The following is a 17,396-nucleotide window of genomic DNA, read 5'->3' as shown; positions in this document are numbered from 1 at the left end:
CCCGCCCTTGTGGCGGGAAACCCTCTGTCAGCCGCGAGGGCGGATGAGGCGGATCGCTTGGCGATCCGCTTGCGCTTCACCTGCGAGCGGAACCAGGGGTTCCCGCCACAAGGGCGGGAATGACGGGCGTTTTTTGGGGCGGACGCGAGACTAGCCGCGCAGCTCCGACCGCCCCGCCCAGACGCTGTGCGTCCCGCTGCTGATCTTGTGCGGCAGCGCCACGCGACACACCGGCTCCATGGTCCGCGCATCCACGATCAGGCACTCCGACGTCCCGGCGGTCTCGTCGATGATGAAGCTCACCAGCCAGCCGTCGTCCTCGCCCACCGCGCCCGGCCGCGCCGCGAACGGCGCCTCGCTGGCGTAGCGGCCTTCCGGCAGTTTCAGGCCCCAACTCTCGCCGGAGACCAGGTCATGCTTGACGAAGCCGTCGAACAGGAACCAGCCCGGCTTGGCCGTCGTCGAATAGGCATAGCGATAGGGCTTGCCGGCGAAGGCCTGGTTGAACATGCCGAACTCAAGCACCCGATCGTCAAGCCGCTGCTCGACGGTCTCGCCCGTCGCCAGGTTGAACCGCCAGCGATGGAGCTTGGGCCGGAAGCTGTGCTCGTCGAGATAGGCCATCAGGTGGGCGTACTGCTCGGGCGCGTCGGCCAGCGGACGGGGCGTCGGATTCTCCTGGAAATAGCCGTCGACCACCACCTCGTCGCCCTCCTCGTAGGCGTTTAGGAAGTGCAGCACATAGGTCGGCGCGGCCTCGAACCAGCGCGGCTCGCCGCCCTGGCGCGGCACCAGAGCAAAGCGCGACGGCACGCCCTTGTGCAGCCGCACCGCGTGGATGCCCCGCTCCAGCAGCCCCGCGTCCCAGAACACCGGCAGGTCGTTGAATATCGCCCAGTTCTCGCTGAACGCCATGTCGTGCGGCAGGCGCGGCCCCGGCAGCGGCACGGGCTGGTACAGCGTCCGCCGCCCGCTCCGATCGACCACGCCGTAGTGCATGTAGGGCGCGTGCTTGGAGTAGTTGAAGAACAACAGCTCGCCGGTCGCCGGATCGACCTTGGCGTGGGCCGAGACCCCGTCGATCGGCGCCCACGGCGCCGGACCCAGGGTCTCCAGCGTCAGGGGGTCCAGCCGATAGGCTTCGCCGCACTGGTAGAAGGTGGCGATCGCCTCGCCGGCATGGACGACGATGTCGGTGCTGGCGCTGTCCTTCAGGCCCCCATGAGCGCCGAAGCCCGGCCGCAGCGAGGTTCCCGGACCGTCGGCCAGCCCGCCCCACAGGCTCTGCCCCGCCTCCTGCTCGGCCTCGAAGCCGCGCGTGCGGATGAAGCGGTTGCGATACCGCGCCTTGCCGCCCCGGAAGTCGATCTGGTGCACCATGCCGTCGCCGTCGAACGGGTGGTAGCGGCCCAGCGGATCATGCACCGGGTTCTCGGTGTTGCGCAGATAGACCCCGTCCAGTTCGAGCGGGATCGCGCCCTCCAGCACCACCAGGTCCTCGGCGTCGAGCTCCTCGTGCTGCGGCGTCCAGGCGCCGGTCATGTACGGATGATCGGTGGGTCGCAGCGATGTGCGGACCGCGGGCTGTCGAGCGACTTTCATGCCGTCCTCCCCAGGCTGGCCAGGGAAGCTTAGACCGTAAGTCTCGTTATGCAAGCATCATCGTTCGACATGCTGCTTGCTGCACCGCAAACAAAAGAAAGGCCCGCGTGCCGGAGCGCGCGGGCCATTTCCTAGGACGCCCCAAAAGAGGCGCTTACGCAGCCGAAATCAGAGGACGGCGCGGTTCTTATAGGCCGAAACGGCCAGGGCGATCAGGCTCAGCATGGGAAATCCAGTCATCTTCGTCGCCAGGGCCGAATTGCCCCGACGCCGGCGATATAGGATGACAACGTTGTCAAATCAAGGCCGAATGCTGCGACGCAACAACGCAGTCGCCCCCGCCCTCGGGATCTAGGCCGCCGCCGCCCTCTCCTCCCCGCGCGCCGTCAGCCAGTACATCACCGGCGTCGCCACCCGCGACAGCACGGTCGAGGTCACAAGCCCGCCGATGATGGCGATCGCCAGGGGCGAGTAGAGACCCGAGCGTTCCAGGGCCAGCGGCATCAGCCCGCCGATCGCCGTGGCCGAGGTCAGCAGCACGGGCAGGAAGCGCACCTCGCCGGCCTTCTCGATGGCGTCGTGCAGGCTCATGCCGTCGCGGCGCAGCTGCTCGGTGAAGTCGACCAGCAGGATCGAGTTCTTGATCTCGATGCCGATGAGGGCGATCAGGCCGATGGTGGCGGTGAACGACAGCGAATTGCCGGTCAGCCACAGGGCCGCCGCGGCGCCGAACACCCCGAACGGGATGATCCCGGCCACGACCAGGGCGGTCTTGAACTTGCGGAACTCCAGGACGAGCACCGCCAGGATCCCGAACACAGCCACCATCACCGCCGCGCCGAGGCCGGCGAAGCTTTCCGACTGCGCCTCGGCCTGGCCGCCCAGGCTCAGGGCGTAGCCGGGCGGCATGGGCAGCTCCTTCTGGAGCCTGGCCAGCACGTCCTTCGTCACGGTGTCGGTCAGGTAGCCGGTGCGGACGAAGGCGGTGACCGTCACCGTGCGTTCGCGGTCGAAACGGTCGATGCGGGCGGGGCTGGACTTCAGGTTCGGCGAGGCGATCGCCGACAGCGGCGCGGCCTCGCCGTCGGCGGTGGGCACATAGACGCCGGACAGGGCCGACAGGGCGTTGCGGTCGGCGCCGTCGACGGCCTCCATCGGCAGGCGCACCTTGACCGCATAGTCGTCGCCGTCGGCGTCGCGGAAGCGGGCGGTCTCCTCGCCGGAGAGCGCCAGGCGCGCCACGCGGCGGGCCGCGCCGGCCGGCACGCCCAGGGCGGCGGCCTTGGCCTCGTCGACCCCGAGGTCGAGGTCGGTGCGGTCCAGGCGCACGGGGTTGCCGACGTCGCGCGTGCCCGGCGTGCTCTTGAGGATCGCCTCGGCCCGGGCGGCCAGGGCTTTGAGCACGCCCAGGTCGCGGCCGGTGACGCGGACGGCGACCGGGGCCTCGATCGGCGGCCCGTTCTCGAACACTTCGACGCTGATCCGCGCCCCCGGATACCTGGCGAAGTCGGCGCGCAGGCGGTCGAGCAGCGCCTCGCTTTTGCCCGGCTCCCAGGCCTTCAGGCTGGCGAACATCTCGGCGTAGGTCACCGCGCTCTCGCGCTGGGACTGGTTGTAGAACACCTGCGGATTGCCGCGGCCCAGGTTGGCGGCGCGCCAGACGACCTCGGGCTCGCGCGAGAGGCGCTGGTCGACATAGCGCAGGGCCGCGTCGGTGCGGGCCAGGGACGAGCCGTCGGGCGTGACCACCCGCACCAGGAACTGCGGCGTCTCGGCGGCGGGGAACAGGCTGGAGCCGGCCGCCTTCAGCATCGGCACGGCCGTGGCGCAGAGGGCCAGCATGATGGCCAGCGCCAGCCATGGCCGGGCCAGAGCCCGGTGCAGCACGGGCCGATAGACGGTGTGGATCACGCCGTTGACCGCCTGCAGCAGGCGGTTGCCCTCGGGATCGGAATGCTTGTCCAGCACCCGGCTGGCCAGGAACGGGATGATGGTCAGCGACACGAACAGCGACGCGCCCACCGTGCACAGCACCGTCACCGGCAGCGAGCGGATATAGGCCCCCGAGCCGGCCGGCAGGGCCATCAGCGGCAGGAAGGCCAGCATCAGGGTGGCGGTGCAGCCGATCACCGCCAGGGCGATCTGGCCCGAGCCGTTGATCGCCGCGGCCGTGCGCTCCTCGCCTTCCCGAATTCTGCGGGCGATGTTCTCGGTGATGACGATGCTGTCGTCCACCAGCAGGCCCAGGGCCAGCACGAAGCCGGCGATGGTCAGCTGGTTCAGGGTGAAGCCGAAGGCCTGAATCAGCGACAGGCCGATCAGCAGGGACAGCGGGATCGACACCATCACCACCAGGCCCGCGCGCGGTCCCAGCGGCAGCAGGGTGATCAGCACCAAGACGAGGGCGACGGCGAAGTCGCGGAACAGGTTCTTCAGGCGGTGATCGACATTGTGGGCCTGGACGAAGCCGCGCTCCAGCTTCACCCCGGCCGGCAGCACCTTCTCGTAGTCGGCCAGCACCTTCTCGACCGATTTGGTGATCCGGCCGACGTCCTGGCCGTCCTTCTGGGTGACGGCGACGAAGACCGCGCGCTTGCCGTCGAAGCGGGCCAGATGGGTCGGCTCCTCCTGGGCCCAGACGACGTCGGCGACGTCGCGCACCCGCACCACCTGGCCGCCGAGCGAGCGGACGGGGGTGTCCTTGACCGTGTCCAGCGAGCGGAAGGCCCCGCCGGACTTGACGTTGAAGCGGCGGCCGCCGGCCTGCACCGCGCCGATCGGAGCCTCGATTCCGGCCGACTTCAGGGCGTCGGCGACGGCCGAGGCCGGCAGCTTCAGCGCGGCCAGCCGAGCCAGATCGAGCGACACCCGCACTTCAGAGGCCGGGGCGCCGTAATAGCGGGTCTGGCGCACGCCGGGCACCCGGTCGAGGCGCTCGGACAGGCGGTCTGCGGCCTTCTCCAGCCGGCGCATCGGCAGGCTGTCGCTGACCAGGGCCACCTGGACGATGGCCACCTCGGTGGTGCGCACCCGCTCGATGTCCAGCCGTTGCAGGCCGGCGGGCAGGCTGCCGCGGATGGCGTTCACCTCGCGCACCACCTGGTCGAACTTGCGCTCGGGATCGACGTCCCAGGTGAAGAACACGCGGACCACCGCCGCGCCGTCGAGGCTGGTGCTCTCGACCTTGTCGATGCTGTCCAGGCCATAGACCGCCGTCTCGATCGGGTCGGCGACCAGTTGCTCCATCTCGGCCGGCTCGGCGCCGGGCAGGACGGCGCGGATCAGCACGATGGGGATCGGGAAGTGCGGGTCCTCGGACCGGGGCACGGTCATCAGGGCGTTGACGCCCAGCATCACCAGCAGGCCGAAGACGACGATGGTGAACTGCCAGCGCCGGACGGCGAAGGCGGCGAGGTTCAGGTTCATTGGGCCGCGACCTTGCGGGTCGGGGCGGCGAGCGCGCGCGGATCCACCACGCTGACCTTTTCCCCGTCGGAGACGAAGCCGGCGCCGGCCGTGATCACCCGGCTGCCGGGGGACAGGCCCGCGACCAGGGCGTCGTCGCCGTCGAAGCCGCCGAACCGCACGGGCGTGCGACGGGCGGTGGTTCCGTCGAGGCGCAGCACGGCGGCCTTGTCGCCCGAGGCCTCCAGCAGGGCCTCGGCAGGAATGCGGGCGAAGGCGGCGCGGGCCGAGGCGTCGGCGGCCGGCGCGCTGAGGCGGGCCGAGGCGATCTGGCCGCTCTTGAGCTCAGGGCGGGCCTCGACCTCGATCTCGACCGTGACCGCGCCGGTGCGGGCGTCGGCGGCCTGGCCCAGGCGGGTGACCACGCCGTTGAGGGTCTGGCCGGGCAAGGCGTCGGCGGTGACGGCGGCGCTGGAGCCGACCCGAACCCGCGCGGCGTCGCGCGCCGGCAGCGGCAGGCGCAGCACCAGCGGGCTGGAGAGATCGGCGACGGTCAGCACCGTCTGGCCGGCCGCCACCACCTCGCCGGCCTGGGCCGCGCGGGCCAGGACGACGCCCGAGACGGGAGAGGCCAGCCGCGCCCAGCGCCGGTCGAAGGCCGCGCCGGCGTTGGCCGCCTGGGCCGCCTTCAGCGCGCTTTCGGCGTCGTCCAGCCGGGCCTTGGCGACATAGCCGGAGGCGTAGAGCTTGCGGGCCCGCTCGGCGTCTCGGCGGGCGCGCTCCAGGTCGGCGCTCGCCTGGATCTGGCGGGCGTCGACCCCGGCCGGATCGATGCTGGCCAGGGTCTGGCCGGCGGCGATGCTGTCGCCGGCCTCGACCGCCACGCGGGTCAGGACGCCGGGGATGCGGAACGACAGCGCCATCTCGCGGCGGCGCTCCAGGGTTCCGGAGGCGGTGAGGTCCGACGCCGCGCCGGGCGCGCCGACGCTGACGGCCTCGACCGCGGGCGGCGGCGCGGCCTCGGGCGCGGCCGTCTTGCCGCCGCAGGCCGCCAGGGCGAGAGCCGACGCCGTCGCCAGCGCCGTGAGCAGGACGACGCCTCCATATCCAGCACGCGCCCCGTCCATGCCCTCGCCCCCATCGTCGATCAGTGATAAGTAATCACTGATCGATTATTGTGGGTTGTCAAGCCGGCCCCGCTGCGGAAAGGAGGGACGATGACCGCGCCGAAGATCCGTTCCCCCCGCAAACCCAAGGGACAGGGCGCCGAACGACGCGAGGAGATCCTCGACGCGGCCCTGCGCCTGTTCAGCGAGAAGGGCCTGCACGCGGTCTCGACCCGCCAGATCGCCGAGGCCACGGGCGTCTCGCAGCCGGCCCTCTACGCCTATTTCGCCACCAAGGACGACATCACCGCCGAGCTGTGCGTGCGGGCCTTCGCCACCCTGGTGTCGCGGATGGAAGAGGCCCGGGCCAGCTTCAAGCCCACGGCCGAATGCTTCGAGCGCGCCCTGCGGGTCTATGTCGATTTCGGCCTCGAGGAGCCCGACGCCTATCGCGTGGCCTTCATGGTCGAGAAGGGCCTGGACGGCTCCTACAAGGAGCGGGTCGGCGACCGCCCGATGATGGCGGGCATCGGGGCCTTCCAGCGCTTCGCGGAAATCGTGGCCGAGATGCGCGACGCGGGCCTCACCCATGACGACGACGTCCAGCGCATGACCCAGACCCTGTGGGCGGGCCTGCACGGCCTGGTTTCGCTGCTGATCGCCCGCGCCGACTTCCCGTGGGTCGAGCGCGAGGTGCTGATCGCCTGCCACATCGCCCTGCTGCGGCGAGGAACCTTGAAAGACGTCCGTTGAAACGCGGCGGGCGGGCGACTACATCGGCGGGCTTCGGATCTCCCTGACGAAAGACGCCTCGATGGCCAAGCTGCAGCCCCTGGAAACCTTCTCCCTGCAGGAAACCGAAGACGGCTACCGCCTGCTGGTCTCGGCCGTCGGCGGCGACGCCATCTACGTGTCGATCACCTCCGAGCAGATGGACGAGATCATCGACAGCCTGGACACCGCGCTGACCGGCGACGAGGAGACGGCGGGCGAAGAGGACTTCGACGACGCCGATTGAGAACCTCCCCCTATGGGGGAGGCGATCGCGTAGCGATCGGTGGGGGGAGAGACGGACAGCGCCTCGGCGGCTGAAAACGTCCCCCCTCCGGCCCTCCGGGCCACCTCCCCCAGAGGGGGAGGATCTAGTCCGAGCAGATGCTCCCCCTCTGGGGGAGCTGTCGCGGAGCGACTGAGGGGGCCGCGCAGCGGTCAGGCCGCCGCCGCCCGCGCATTGGTCGGCCGGTAGTTCGCCGCATCGGTCGTGAACTCGGCGTGGCCGTAACGCTTGAGCAGGGCCCGCATCCGCCGCACCAGCGCCGCGTCAGCCAGCTCCCTCACCCCCGGCACGTGATCCGCCAGTTCGAAGGCCTTCATCTGCAGGGTGACCAGCAGGGCCACGATCACGAACACCACCTCGTCGGCCGGTCCCACCTCGATCCCCATGCTCGCCGCGCGCTTGCGGTCGCCGCGCAGGAAGTGGCGCAGGAAGAAGGCCTTGGCGAAACGGCGCTCGATGCGGTCGTGCAGCCGGTTGGCCGGGCTCTCGTCGGGCGGCAGGTAGGCGCCCAGGGTGGCGCGGATCAGGGCGCCGCAGGTCTCGTCGTCGAAGCCCCGGCGCAGGGTGCTGTCGCGGGCCGTCATCATCCGCACCACGCCCTCGGGCGTGTCGGCCAGCAGGTCCTGCGGCAGGCCCAGCAGGAAGCAGCGGTAGCGGCTGAGCTCGACCTTGGCCCGCTCGGCCGGGGTGAACTGGCGACGGCCCTTCCGCAGCATCTGGAACGACATCAGGAACACCGGGATCAGGCCGGCCGGCATCTGGTCGACCTGCGGGATCGGCACGCCGTAGACTTCCGAGTTCCAGCGGCCCGAGCGCAGGGCGTTGAAGCGCACCATCGAGTGCATCAGCCGCACCATGGCCGCAGCCTTGAAGCCTTCGCCGTGCGGCTCCAGCGCGCCGGGCAGGATCGTGGTGGCGAAGAAGGCGGCCGTCTCGTTGACCCGCTTGGCGGCGGTCTCGGCGCCGAGCGTGCCGGTCAGGGCCATGGGCAGGGCCGAGTACTTGTTGAGGAAGGTGGCCACGAACGCCCCGCGGATGGCGAAGGGGGCGAGGAAGGCGGCGGCGTTGCGCTCCAGGCGCTGGCCCTCGCGCACCAGGTCCATGTCGATCCAGTCGGGCGTGGCGGCCATCTCGGCGACGAAGGCGACCAGTTCGGGCGGCGCGTCGCTCACGGCCTCGATCCCCTGGTCGCAGGCGGTGGTCAGCATGTCGATCAGCCGGCGAAAGCCGTACTGCGGGATCAGGGCGGCATAGGCGTCGGCGACGATGTCGCCCAGCATGGTGTAGGCGCGCACGCGGTCGAGATCGTCCTGGGTGACGCTGACGCCGAGCGGGTTGCGGTCACGGGCGACGGCGAAGGCCGGATCCTCGGTGAATCGCTCGGGCGTGCGGTCGAAGTCGATCTGGCCGTAGAAGCCCGGCAGGCGGGTCTTCTGCGAGGCGACGCGGGCGCGGACGTCTTCGATGGGACGGATCATCTGGGCTCCTTCCAGTCCGCCACGGGGGACAGACCTGTTCTCGGCCTCAAGCGTATGTAAGCATTGCTCATGTTCCTACTCGCCTTGTCTTCAGGCGTGGCGGACGCGTGGAGAGGGTCGGCAAGTGGCTGAAAAACAACGCAGAGCGCCGAGCCAGGGTCGCGCCCAGGCCACGGTGGACGCCATTCTCGACGCGGCCTTTCAGCTTCTGGAGAGCGGCGGACCCGAGCGGCTGACCACCAATCACGTGGCCGAGCGGGCGGGGGTGAGCGTCGGCACGGTCTACCAGTACTTCGCCGACAAGCAGGACATCCTGGCGGCCCTGGCCCAGCGGCGGACCAGCGCCGTGCGCGACGCGATTGCCCAGACCCTGATCGCTCAGCCGGACCTGGGCAGCGTGCGGCCGATCGTGCGGGCGCTGATGAACGGCTTCGAGGGCTCGCCGGCCACGCGCCAGGCGCTGCTGGGGGCCATGTTCCATCGTGGCGACGCGGTGCTGGAGACGCACCACCAGGCCTTCCTCGCCTCCATCGCAGGCAAGGCCCGGCTGCAGATCGACCTGACGCCGGAGTCGGCCTTCGTCCTGACCCACGCCGCCGTCGGCCTGCTGCGCGCGGCGGCGGCTGAGCCGGGCCTGGCGCTGGATCCGCAGGCCCTGGAGGACGAGCTGGTGCGGTTGATGGAGGCGTACATCTCGGCGTTGGCGGCGATGAAGCGCAGCTGATCCCTCTCCCCTTGCGGGAGAGGGTGGCCCCCGCGAAGGCGGGGGTCGGGTGAGGGGTCTCTCAAAACTCAAAGCGCGTACAGCGGACGGGCTGGGAGGAAGCCTCTTCCATTTGAGAGACCCCTCATCCGTCGCCTTTCGGCGACACCTTCTCCCGCAAGGGGAGAAGGACGGGTTGATCTTGCCATCCCGGCCGTCAGAGCCCAGACGAAAGGCGTCGTCGGCATGGCGACTCGTCAAAGGGCCTGGCGATGAATTCCGATCTCGACACCGACGCGGCCGCCGCGCGGGCGCTTTTCCAATCCTTGGAAGGCATGGAGGGCCTGTCGCGCCCCGAGCCCGCGCCCGCCGGGACCAAGGCGCGGTTCCCCGGCCAGGCGGCGCTGATCAAGCTCTATCCCGGCGTGCTGGTGGCCGGGACCATCGCCCTGGCCTCGACCTGGCTGGCCCAGCACTACGGCGCGCCGGTGATGCTGTTCTCGCTGCTGCTGGGGATGACCTTCCACTTCCTGCACCAGGAAGGCCGCTGCATCCCGGGCATCGAGTTCTCGTCCAAGGCCATACTGCGGTTCGGGGTCGCCCTGCTGGGCGCGCGGATCACGGCGGGGCAGATCCTGAGTCTCGGCCTGACCCCGATCGTCACGGTGATCGTGGCGGTGGTCTCGACCATCCTGCTGGGGGCGTTCCTGTCCAAGCGGATGGGGCTGCGGCAGGGCTTCGGGGTGCTGTCGGGCGGCGCGGTCGGCATCTGCGGGGCCTCGGCGGCCCTGGCCATCGCCTCGGTGCTGCCGCGCGACAAGGACGGCGAGCGCGACACCATCCTGACGGTGGTGGTGGTCACGGCCCTGTCGACCATCGCCATGATCACTTATCCGCTGCTGACGGCGGCCCTGCACCTGGACCAGACCAAGGCCGGGGTGTTCCTGGGCGGCACGATCCACGACGTCGCCCAGGTGGTCGGGGCCGGCTACATGATCTCGCCCCACACCGGCGACGTGGCGACCTATGTAAAGCTGCTGCGGGTGTCGATGCTGCTGCCGGTGGTGTTCACCATCGCCTTCCTGGCGGCGCGTCTGCTGCCGGGCGGCGGGACGGGCGCCAGGCCGCAACTGCCGCTGTTCCTTGTGGCCTTCGCGGCGCTGGTAGCGGTGAACAGCCTGGGCTGGCTGCCGAAGCTCGCCGTCGACGGCGCCGCCGAGATCAGCCGCTGGTGCCTGGTCACGGCCATCGCCGGCCTTGGGATGAAGACCTCGTTCAAGGACGTGATGACGGCCGGCTGGCGGCCGGTGGCGCTGATGGTCGTGGAGACGGCGTGGATCGCCGGGGTGGTGCTGCTGGCGGTGGAGTTCTTTGTCTGATCGCCTGACGGCGACCCCCTCCGGCCCTCCGGGCCACCTCCCCCAGAGGGGGAGGATCTGAGCGCCAAGATGCTCCCCCTCTGGGGGAGCTGTCGGCGAAGCCGACTGAGGGGGTCAGCGCACCGCCACCTGCGTCCCCCGCGCCAGGGCCTGCGCCACCACCGGCGCCAGGTTGGCGGCGATCATCCGCGCCCCTTCCGCATTCGGGTGGATGCCGTCGCTCTGCATGTAGCGGCGCGAGCCGCCGACGCCGGCCAGGAGGTTGGGCAACAGGGGGACGGCGAAATCCCGAGCCAGGTCGGTATAGACGGCGTTGAAGCGGCGGGCGTAGTCGGCGCCCAGCAGGGCCGGCGCGTTGATGCCGGCCAGGACGGCGGGGATGCGCCGCTCGCGCAGGCGGGTGAGGATGGCGCGCAGGTTGGCTCGCGTCGCCTCGGGGCGCAGGCCCTGCAGCAGGTCGTTGCCGCCCAGGGCCACGACGCAGAGGGCGGTGTCGGTTCCGAGCGCCCCTTCGAGGCGGGAAAGACCTCCGGCGCTGGTGTCGCCGTTGCGGCCGGCGGCGCGTACCTGGACGCTCACGCCGCGCGCGGCCAGGGCCGCTTGCAGACGGGCCGGCATCGCCTCGCCGGGGCGCACGCCGAGGCCGGCGGTGATGGAGTCTCCCAGCACGGTCACGATCGGAGGGCGCGGCGGAGCGACCATGCGCGGCGCGGCCAGGGCGGGGGTCGCGGCCAGGGCGGAAAGGCTGGCCAGAATGTCCCGCCGGCGAAGGATGTCCGTGAACCTCATGGATTCTTATGTAGGAACGGTTTCTGGCCGGGTTGAGGCGCGGGCGGCGACTGATCGAGAGGTTGTGATCCTTCTTGAGGCAGGCTTGAGATCGGCACGCCAGGCAGCGGCGGCTCGCCCGTCCATTCCCAGTGCCAGGGCTCGAACACGTAGTTGACGAAGCCGAAGCGGCCGGCGTTGACCACCAGCCAGCGATAGACGTCCGACCGGGCCATGAAGCGGCGGTTGTCGTCGGCGCTGGAGTCGGGGCCGTAGCCCGGCGCGGCGGCGACGAAGAGGTCGAGCGCCAGGCCCGTGCGGTGGGCCGAGCAGATCGTGCGGCTGACGCCCTGGCAGTTGTTGTCGCGGGCGCAGCGGGCGGCGTCGGCGGCCGGATCGCGGAAGCTCGAGAAGATGGTCAGCACGCGCGGATCGCGGGCCGAGACCACGCCGTCCTTGCGCGCGGCCTCGACCAGCCGGCGATAGGCGTCCAGCGCGCCGGGGCGCAGATAGGCCGGCTTGCTCCCATAGACCTCGTCGGAACGGGCGGCCGAGAGGCCTGACTGTGCGGGCGCGTTGGGGCATTCGCCGCGGGCGTTGATGGCGGCGAAGGGCCGGGCCAGGGTCCAGCGGGTCTTCATGACGTCGAAGGTCGCCGGGTCGAGCACGCCGGTGGGCGGCAGGCGATGGGCCGCCTGCCAGCCGGCCAGGGCCCCGGCGAAGCGGGTCGTACCGGGGCCGCAGGCGGTGGCCAGCTCGGCGCCGATGCGCGGGGCGTAGATCGTCCAGCCGACCTCCTGCCGGCCGAACGGCGCCCAGGAGAGGGTATTGAGACTGTCGGCGTTGGCCTGGGCCGCGCCGGACGGCGCGGAGCCCTCGCAGGTCTCGTCCAGCGGCAGCGGCGCCAGCGGCGCGGCCGGCGGGTCGTTGGACGGCACGTATTGCGGGGCGGCGGCGACAGGCTCGTCGGCGCCGTCGCCGGTCGGCGTCTCGGGCGGCGGCGCGGCCGTCGGCCAGAACAGCCATCCGGCCCCGGCCACGCAGCCCGTCAGCAGCAGGACGAGCAGGATCGAGCCCAGCCGCCGACCGCGACGCCGTTCCCTCGTCCCCCTTCGCCATCGAGCCGCCAAGCGCACCGCCTCCGGAACTTCGCCATGGCTCAAGGCTTGAGACCTGCAAGACGTTCCTCGTTGCGTGGAGTATGCGATGCCTTCGACCCTTCGTCTCGCGGCCCTGCTGGCCGGATGCGTCCTGGCGGCGGCCGCCTGCTCGCGCGGAGAGCAGAAGGCCGAGACGCCGCCTCCTCCTGCCGCCGCGCAGGCCCCCAAGGCCGCGCCGGCCCAGCCTGGCCGCTCACCCTTGGCCCAGGCCGTCGAGGCGGCCGGCCCGCAGACCGCGCCGCCGGCCGATCCCTCGACGATCGCGCCCTCGCTGGTGCGGGTGCAGGTGCTGCTCGACCGCGCCCGCTTTTCGCCAGGCTCCATCGACGGCGTGACCGGCACGAACCTGAAGCTGGCCATCGAGGCCTTCCAGCAGGCGCAGGGCCTCACGGTCGACGGCGAGGTGACGCCCGACCTGTGGAAGGCGTTGATCGAGGCCGACGGCGGCCAGGTGCTGACCGACTACGTGATCACCGAAGAGGACGCCGCCGGCCCCTACGCCAAGACGATCCCCAAGGACGACTACGAGGCGATGGCCAAGCTGCCGGCGCTTTCCTACACCGGCCCGCTGGAGGCCCTGGCCGAGCGCTTCCACATGGACGAGGCCCTGCTGCAGGCCCTCAACCCCGGCGCCGACTTCGCCAAGGCCGGGACCCGCATCGCCGTGGCCGCCCTGGGCCCGCGCGAGTTGCCGGCCAAGGTGACGCGCATCGACATCGACAAGGCGATCGGCCAGGTGCGGGCCTATGACGGCCAGGACAACCTGCTGGCGGTCTATCCGGCCACGGTGGGCAGCACCGAGCGCCCGGCCCCCAGCGGCGAATGGGCGGTGCGCACGATCGCGCCTCGGCCGACCTACACCTACGATCCCTCGCGCCTGACCTTCGGCAAGCCCAAGGGCAAGCTGACCATCAAGGCCGGACCGAACAACCCCGTCGGCTCGACCTGGATCGACCTGACCAAGGACACCTACGGCATCCACGGCACGCCCGATCCCAAGCTGGTCAACAAGCGCGCCTCGCACGGCTGCGTGCGCCTGACCAACTGGGACGCCGAGCAGTTGGGCGCGGCGGTGGAGAAGGGCGCCAAGGTGCGGTTCCTGGGCGAGGAGGCGCGCAGTTCGTAGGCTTCGGCCTACGCCCTCCCCTCGACCGCGGCTTTCGTGCGGAGTCACGCGTAAAATGGATTGATACCGGTGTCATGTTTCGTGCTAGCCCTTGCGGCAAGCTCGTCAGAAGCGCCGGAGGAAGACCAAGATGGATCGTCGCAGCCTGCTGCTGGCCGCCGGCGCGGCGGCCGCCGCCGGAGCCCTTCCCGCTCAGGCCAAGCCCTCGGCCCCCGCCCGCTCGCCGATCGTGACCACAGCCGCCGGCAAGGTGCGAGGCGCGACCACCGCCGACGGCGTCCACGTGTTCAAGGGCCTGCGCTACGGCGCCGACACCGGCGGGACCAACCGCTTTTCCCCGCCCCGCAAACCCCAGCCCTGGACCGGCGTCGCCGACGCCCTGGCCTATGGCGCGGCCTCAATGCAGACCGGCAAGGGCGAGGACGGCGAGACCCTTTCCGAGGACTGCCTGTTCCTCAACGTCTGGACCCCCGCCAAGGCCTCGAAGGCCGGCCTCGCCGACGGCGGCAAGCGGCCGGTGATGTTCTACATCCACGGCGGCGCCTACAATGGCGGCTCGGGCGGCAGCCCCTGGTATGACGGGACCAAGCTGGCCAGGCGCGGCGACGTGGTGGTGGTGACCGTCAACCACCGCCTCAACGCCTTCGGCTATCTCTATCTGGCCCGCCTGTTCGACGATCCCAGCGTCGCCGACAGCGGCAATGTCGGCCAGCTGGACCTGGTGCTCGCCCTGCAATGGGTGCGGGACAACATCGCGCAGTTCGGCGGCGATCCGGATCGGGTGATGCTGTTCGGCCAATCGGGCGGCGGGGCCAAGATCGCCACCCTGCTGGCCATGCCGGCCGCCAAGGGCCTGTTCCACCGCGCCGTCACCATGAGCGGCCAGCAGGTCACCGCCGGCGGCCCGTTCAACGCCACCAAGCGGGCCAAGCTGTTCCTCGACAAGCTGGGGATCAGCGACCTGGCGGCCCTGCGCGCCCTGCCCGCCGACCAGCTGCTGAACGGCCTGAAGGCTGTCGATCCGGTCGCCGGTTCGGGCGGCGTCTACATGGGCCCGGTGCTCGACGAGCGGTCGCTGACCCGCCACCCGTTCTTCCCCGACGCCGCCACCCAAGGCCTCGACGTGCCGCTGATCTGCGGCAATACCCATGACGAGACGCGCGGCTTCGCCGGCTGGGACCGCAAGGTGTTCGACATGACCTGGGAGCAGGTGGTCGAGAAGCTGCCCGGCCAGTTCAACGCCCGCATCGACATCGACCCGGCCACGGTGGTGGCGGCCTATCGCAAGATGTATCCGGCCTATTCGCCGTCGGACGTCTATTTCGCCGCCTCGACCGCCGGCCGCTCCTGGAAGGCGGCGATCCTGCAGGCCGAGGCCCGCGCCCCGACCCGCGCGCCGGCCTGGGTCTACCAGGTCGACTGGAAGTCGCCCAAGGACGGCGGCGTCTGGGGGGCGCCCCACACGATCGACATCGGCCTGGTCTTCGGCACGCTGGACGCCAAGGGCTCGATCGTCGGGACCGGCCCGCGCAGCGAGGCGATGTCCAACACCATGATGGACGCCTTCGTCGCCTTCGCCCGCACGGGCGATCCCAACTGCGCGGCCATTCCGAAGTGGGAGCCCTACACCTTGCCCCGCCGCCAGACCCTGGTGTTCGACGACGCCACCCGCATGCAGGATGACCCGCGCGGCGGCGAGCGGGAGCTGTTCAACAAGGTGCCGTTCACGCAGTTTGGGACGTAGGGGAAGAAGACCCCCTCAGTCGCTTCGCGACAGCTCCCCCAGAGGGGGAGCATCTTCTAGGCACGGCGTTTAGGAAATCCTCCCCCTCTGGGGGAGGTGGCCCGGAGGGCCGGAGGGGGCTTCGCAGGCGTCAGGCCGCCACTTCGCCCTCTTCGTCGCCGTCCTCGTCGTCGAACTCGTCCTCGTCGGGACCGAGCGACTCGTCGCGGAGGATCTCGATCTGGTCGGCGACGTCGGCGATGATCTCGTCGTCGATCCCGGCCGCTTCCAGGCCGGCGGCCAGGTGGCCGATGACCAGGTCGAGCTCGTCGTCCTCGAGGCTGTTGGCGCCCAGCCAGACGAAGGCCAGGTCCTGGTCGCCGCGGGCTTCGGCCGCGTCCGGATCGAGGGCGGCGGCCACGAAGGCGCGGGCGCCGGGGGCGATCTCGCCGCCGAACAGGTCCTTCAGGCGATCGTCGGCCTGGGCGCGGACGAAGAAGTCGGAGATCACCGACTGGGCGGCGGCCTCGCCGCCGATGCGTTCATAGGCCGTCATGCCGTCCTCGCGGGGATTGGGGAACGGCCGAAAAGCTAACACGGGTCGCCGAAGCGGTGCGTGAACCCTGGGAGATGGTTTCGTGACAGCCGACGTCGCGGAGGCCGAAACGAAAAACGCCCCGCCTTTCGGCGGGGCGTCCTGTTCTTGCTTCGCCTCGTTTACTTCGCCTTGTCCATCAGGCCGGCGAAGCGCTCGAAGATGTAGAGGCTGTCGGTCGGGCCGGGCGAGGCTTCCGGGTGGTGCTGGACGCTGAACACCGGCTTGTCCTTCAGGGCGATGCCGGCGTTGGTGCCGTCGAACAGCGAGACGTGGGTCTCCTGCACCGGCTCGGGCAGGCTTTCGCTGTCCACGGTGAAGCCGTGGTTCATCGAGACGATCTCGACCTTGCCGGTGGTCAGGTCCTTGACCGGGTGGTTGGCGCCGTGGTGGCCCTGTTCCATCTTCACGGTCTTGGCGCCGAGAGCCAGGGCCAGCATCTGGTGGCCGAGGCAGATGCCGAACACCGGCTTGCCGCTGGCGACCAGCTTCTGGATTTCCGGCACGGCGTATTGGCCGGTCGCGGCCGGGTCGCCCGGGCCGTTGGACAGCAGCACGCCGTCGGGATTGCGGGCCAGGATGTCCTCGGCCGAGGTGCTGGCCGGCACCACCGTGGCGCGGGCGCCGACATGGGCCAGGGCGCGCAGGATGTTGCGCTTCACGCCGTAGTCGATGACGACCACTTCGTACTTCGGGTTGTCGAGCTTGGCGTAGCCCGCCGGCCACGACCACAGGCCCTCGTCCCAGGTGAAGGTCTGGGTGGTCGAGGCGTCCTTGGCCAGGTCCAGGCCGACTACGCCCGACCAGTCGCGGGCCTTGGCCTTCAGGGCCTCCAGGTCGAACTTGCCGTCCGGCGCGTGGGCGATGACGCCGTGCGGCATGCCGGTCTCGCGGATCTTGCGGGTCAGGGCGCGGGTGTCGACGCCGGCCAGGCCGACGACGCCGCGGCGCTGCATCCAACCGTCGAAGTCGCTGTTGGCGCGCCAGTTGGCCGGATCGGTCGGGACGTCGCGGAAGATCGCGCCGCGGGCGGCCGTCTCGGCCACGCCGGTGACCTGCTCGACGTCTTCGGCGTTCGTGCCGACATTGCCGACGTGCGGGAAGGTGAAGGCCACGATCTGGGCCATGTAGGACGGGTCGGTCAGGATTTCCTGATAGCCGGTCATGGCGGTGTTGAAGCACACCTCGCCGACCGCATCGCCGACCGCGCCGCAGCCGACGCCTTGCAGCACCGTGCCGTCAGCCAGGACCAGAACGCCAGTAACGCCGGGGAGAAGGTCTTGGGACATCTCGA

At 70.6% G+C, this 17,396-nt stretch carries 14 protein-coding genes; 6 read left to right on the top strand and 8 right to left on the bottom strand.

Annotation, left to right across the window (positions count from 1 at the left end; all coding sequences use genetic code 11):
- Positions 1-150 precede the first annotated feature (150 nt).
- The 3 genes from AC07N1_RS15785 to AC07N1_RS15775 all read right to left on the bottom strand — a co-directional run bounded on the left by AC07N1_RS15785 (position 151) and on the right by AC07N1_RS15775 (position 6,134).
- Positions 151-1,602: a carotenoid oxygenase family protein gene (locus AC07N1_RS15785; protein ID WP_494672662.1), complete on the bottom strand. Its 1,452-nt coding sequence runs from the start codon at positions 1,600-1,602 to the stop codon at positions 151-153.
- Positions 1,603-1,953: 351 nt separating this feature from the next.
- Entirely contained in the window at positions 1,954-5,028 is a 3,075-nt protein-coding gene (locus AC07N1_RS15780; protein WP_494672661.1) for an efflux RND transporter permease subunit, read from the bottom strand.
- Positions 5,025-6,134, bottom strand: coding sequence for an efflux RND transporter periplasmic adaptor subunit (locus tag AC07N1_RS15775; RefSeq protein WP_494672660.1), 1,110 nt, complete (start codon positions 6,132-6,134; stop codon positions 5,025-5,027). The genes AC07N1_RS15780 and AC07N1_RS15775 overlap by 4 nt, the downstream gene beginning before the upstream one ends.
- Before the next feature lie 90 nt (positions 6,135-6,224).
- Between AC07N1_RS15775 and AC07N1_RS15770 the strand changes: the two genes are divergently transcribed.
- Together AC07N1_RS15770 and AC07N1_RS15765 are read left to right on the top strand one after the other, a co-directional pair.
- Complete coding sequence (locus tag AC07N1_RS15770) at positions 6,225-6,866, top strand: TetR/AcrR family transcriptional regulator (protein ID WP_494672659.1); 642 nt, start codon at positions 6,225-6,227, stop codon at positions 6,864-6,866.
- Between the two features lie 61 nt (positions 6,867-6,927).
- A complete protein-coding gene (locus AC07N1_RS15765) occupies positions 6,928-7,131 on the top strand; it encodes a hypothetical protein (protein WP_494672658.1) in 204 nt (67 codons plus the stop codon).
- 191 nt (positions 7,132-7,322) lie between these two features.
- On the opposite strand, the gene AC07N1_RS15760 is transcribed toward AC07N1_RS15765, so the two are convergent.
- Positions 7,323-8,648 carry an oxygenase MpaB family protein gene (locus tag AC07N1_RS15760; protein WP_494672657.1) on the bottom strand — a complete coding sequence of 442 codons (1,326 nt, stop codon included), beginning with the start codon at positions 8,646-8,648 and terminating at the stop codon, positions 7,323-7,325.
- 124 nt (positions 8,649-8,772) lie between these two features.
- Between AC07N1_RS15760 and AC07N1_RS15755 the strand changes: the two genes are divergently transcribed.
- Both AC07N1_RS15755 and AC07N1_RS15750 read left to right on the top strand, forming a co-directional pair.
- Positions 8,773-9,372: a TetR/AcrR family transcriptional regulator gene (locus tag AC07N1_RS15755; RefSeq protein WP_494672656.1), complete on the top strand. Its 600-nt coding sequence runs from the start codon at positions 8,773-8,775 to the stop codon at positions 9,370-9,372.
- Between the two features lie 251 nt (positions 9,373-9,623).
- Positions 9,624-10,730 carry a YeiH family protein gene (locus tag AC07N1_RS15750; RefSeq protein ID WP_494672655.1) on the top strand — a complete coding sequence of 369 codons (1,107 nt, stop codon included), beginning with the start codon at positions 9,624-9,626 and terminating at the stop codon, positions 10,728-10,730.
- A gap of 114 nt (positions 10,731-10,844) precedes the next feature.
- On the opposite strand, the gene AC07N1_RS15745 is transcribed toward AC07N1_RS15750, so the two are convergent.
- Both AC07N1_RS15745 and AC07N1_RS15740 read right to left on the bottom strand, forming a co-directional pair.
- Positions 10,845-11,519, bottom strand: coding sequence for an arylesterase (locus tag AC07N1_RS15745; protein ID WP_494672654.1), 675 nt, complete (start codon positions 11,517-11,519; stop codon positions 10,845-10,847).
- Positions 11,516-12,628 (bottom strand): D-alanyl-D-alanine carboxypeptidase family protein, encoded by a 1,113-nt coding sequence (locus AC07N1_RS15740; protein ID WP_494672653.1) that lies wholly within the window; start codon positions 12,626-12,628, stop codon positions 11,516-11,518. The genes AC07N1_RS15745 and AC07N1_RS15740 overlap by 4 nt, the downstream gene beginning before the upstream one ends.
- A 76-nt stretch (positions 12,629-12,704) precedes the next feature.
- Here AC07N1_RS15740 and AC07N1_RS15735 point away from each other — a divergent pair, with 76 nt between their 5' ends.
- Both AC07N1_RS15735 and AC07N1_RS15730 read left to right on the top strand, forming a co-directional pair.
- A complete protein-coding gene (locus tag AC07N1_RS15735) occupies positions 12,705-13,784 on the top strand; it encodes a L,D-transpeptidase family protein (protein WP_494672652.1) in 1,080 nt (359 codons plus the stop codon).
- Between the two features lie 130 nt (positions 13,785-13,914).
- Positions 13,915-15,528, top strand: coding sequence for a carboxylesterase/lipase family protein (locus AC07N1_RS15730; RefSeq protein WP_494672651.1), 1,614 nt, complete (start codon positions 13,915-13,917; stop codon positions 15,526-15,528).
- Positions 15,529-15,658: 130 nt separating this feature from the next.
- Here AC07N1_RS15730 and AC07N1_RS15725 read toward each other — a convergent pair whose 3' ends face one another.
- On the bottom strand, positions 15,659-16,063 hold the full coding sequence (locus tag AC07N1_RS15725) for a globin domain-containing protein (protein ID WP_494672650.1): 405 nt from the start codon (positions 16,061-16,063) through the stop codon (positions 15,659-15,661).
- Positions 16,064-16,224: 161 nt separating this feature from the next.
- Entirely contained in the window at positions 16,225-17,391 is a 1,167-nt protein-coding gene (carA, locus tag AC07N1_RS15720) for a glutamine-hydrolyzing carbamoyl-phosphate synthase small subunit (protein WP_494672649.1), read from the bottom strand.
- Between the last annotated feature and the right edge of the window lie 5 nt (positions 17,392-17,396).

This window comes from Caulobacter sp. GW821-FHT09B11 (genome assembly GCF_059418205.1).
Note: the sequence above shows the minus strand (reverse complement) of the source record. Positions and strands in the feature narration are given on the sequence as shown.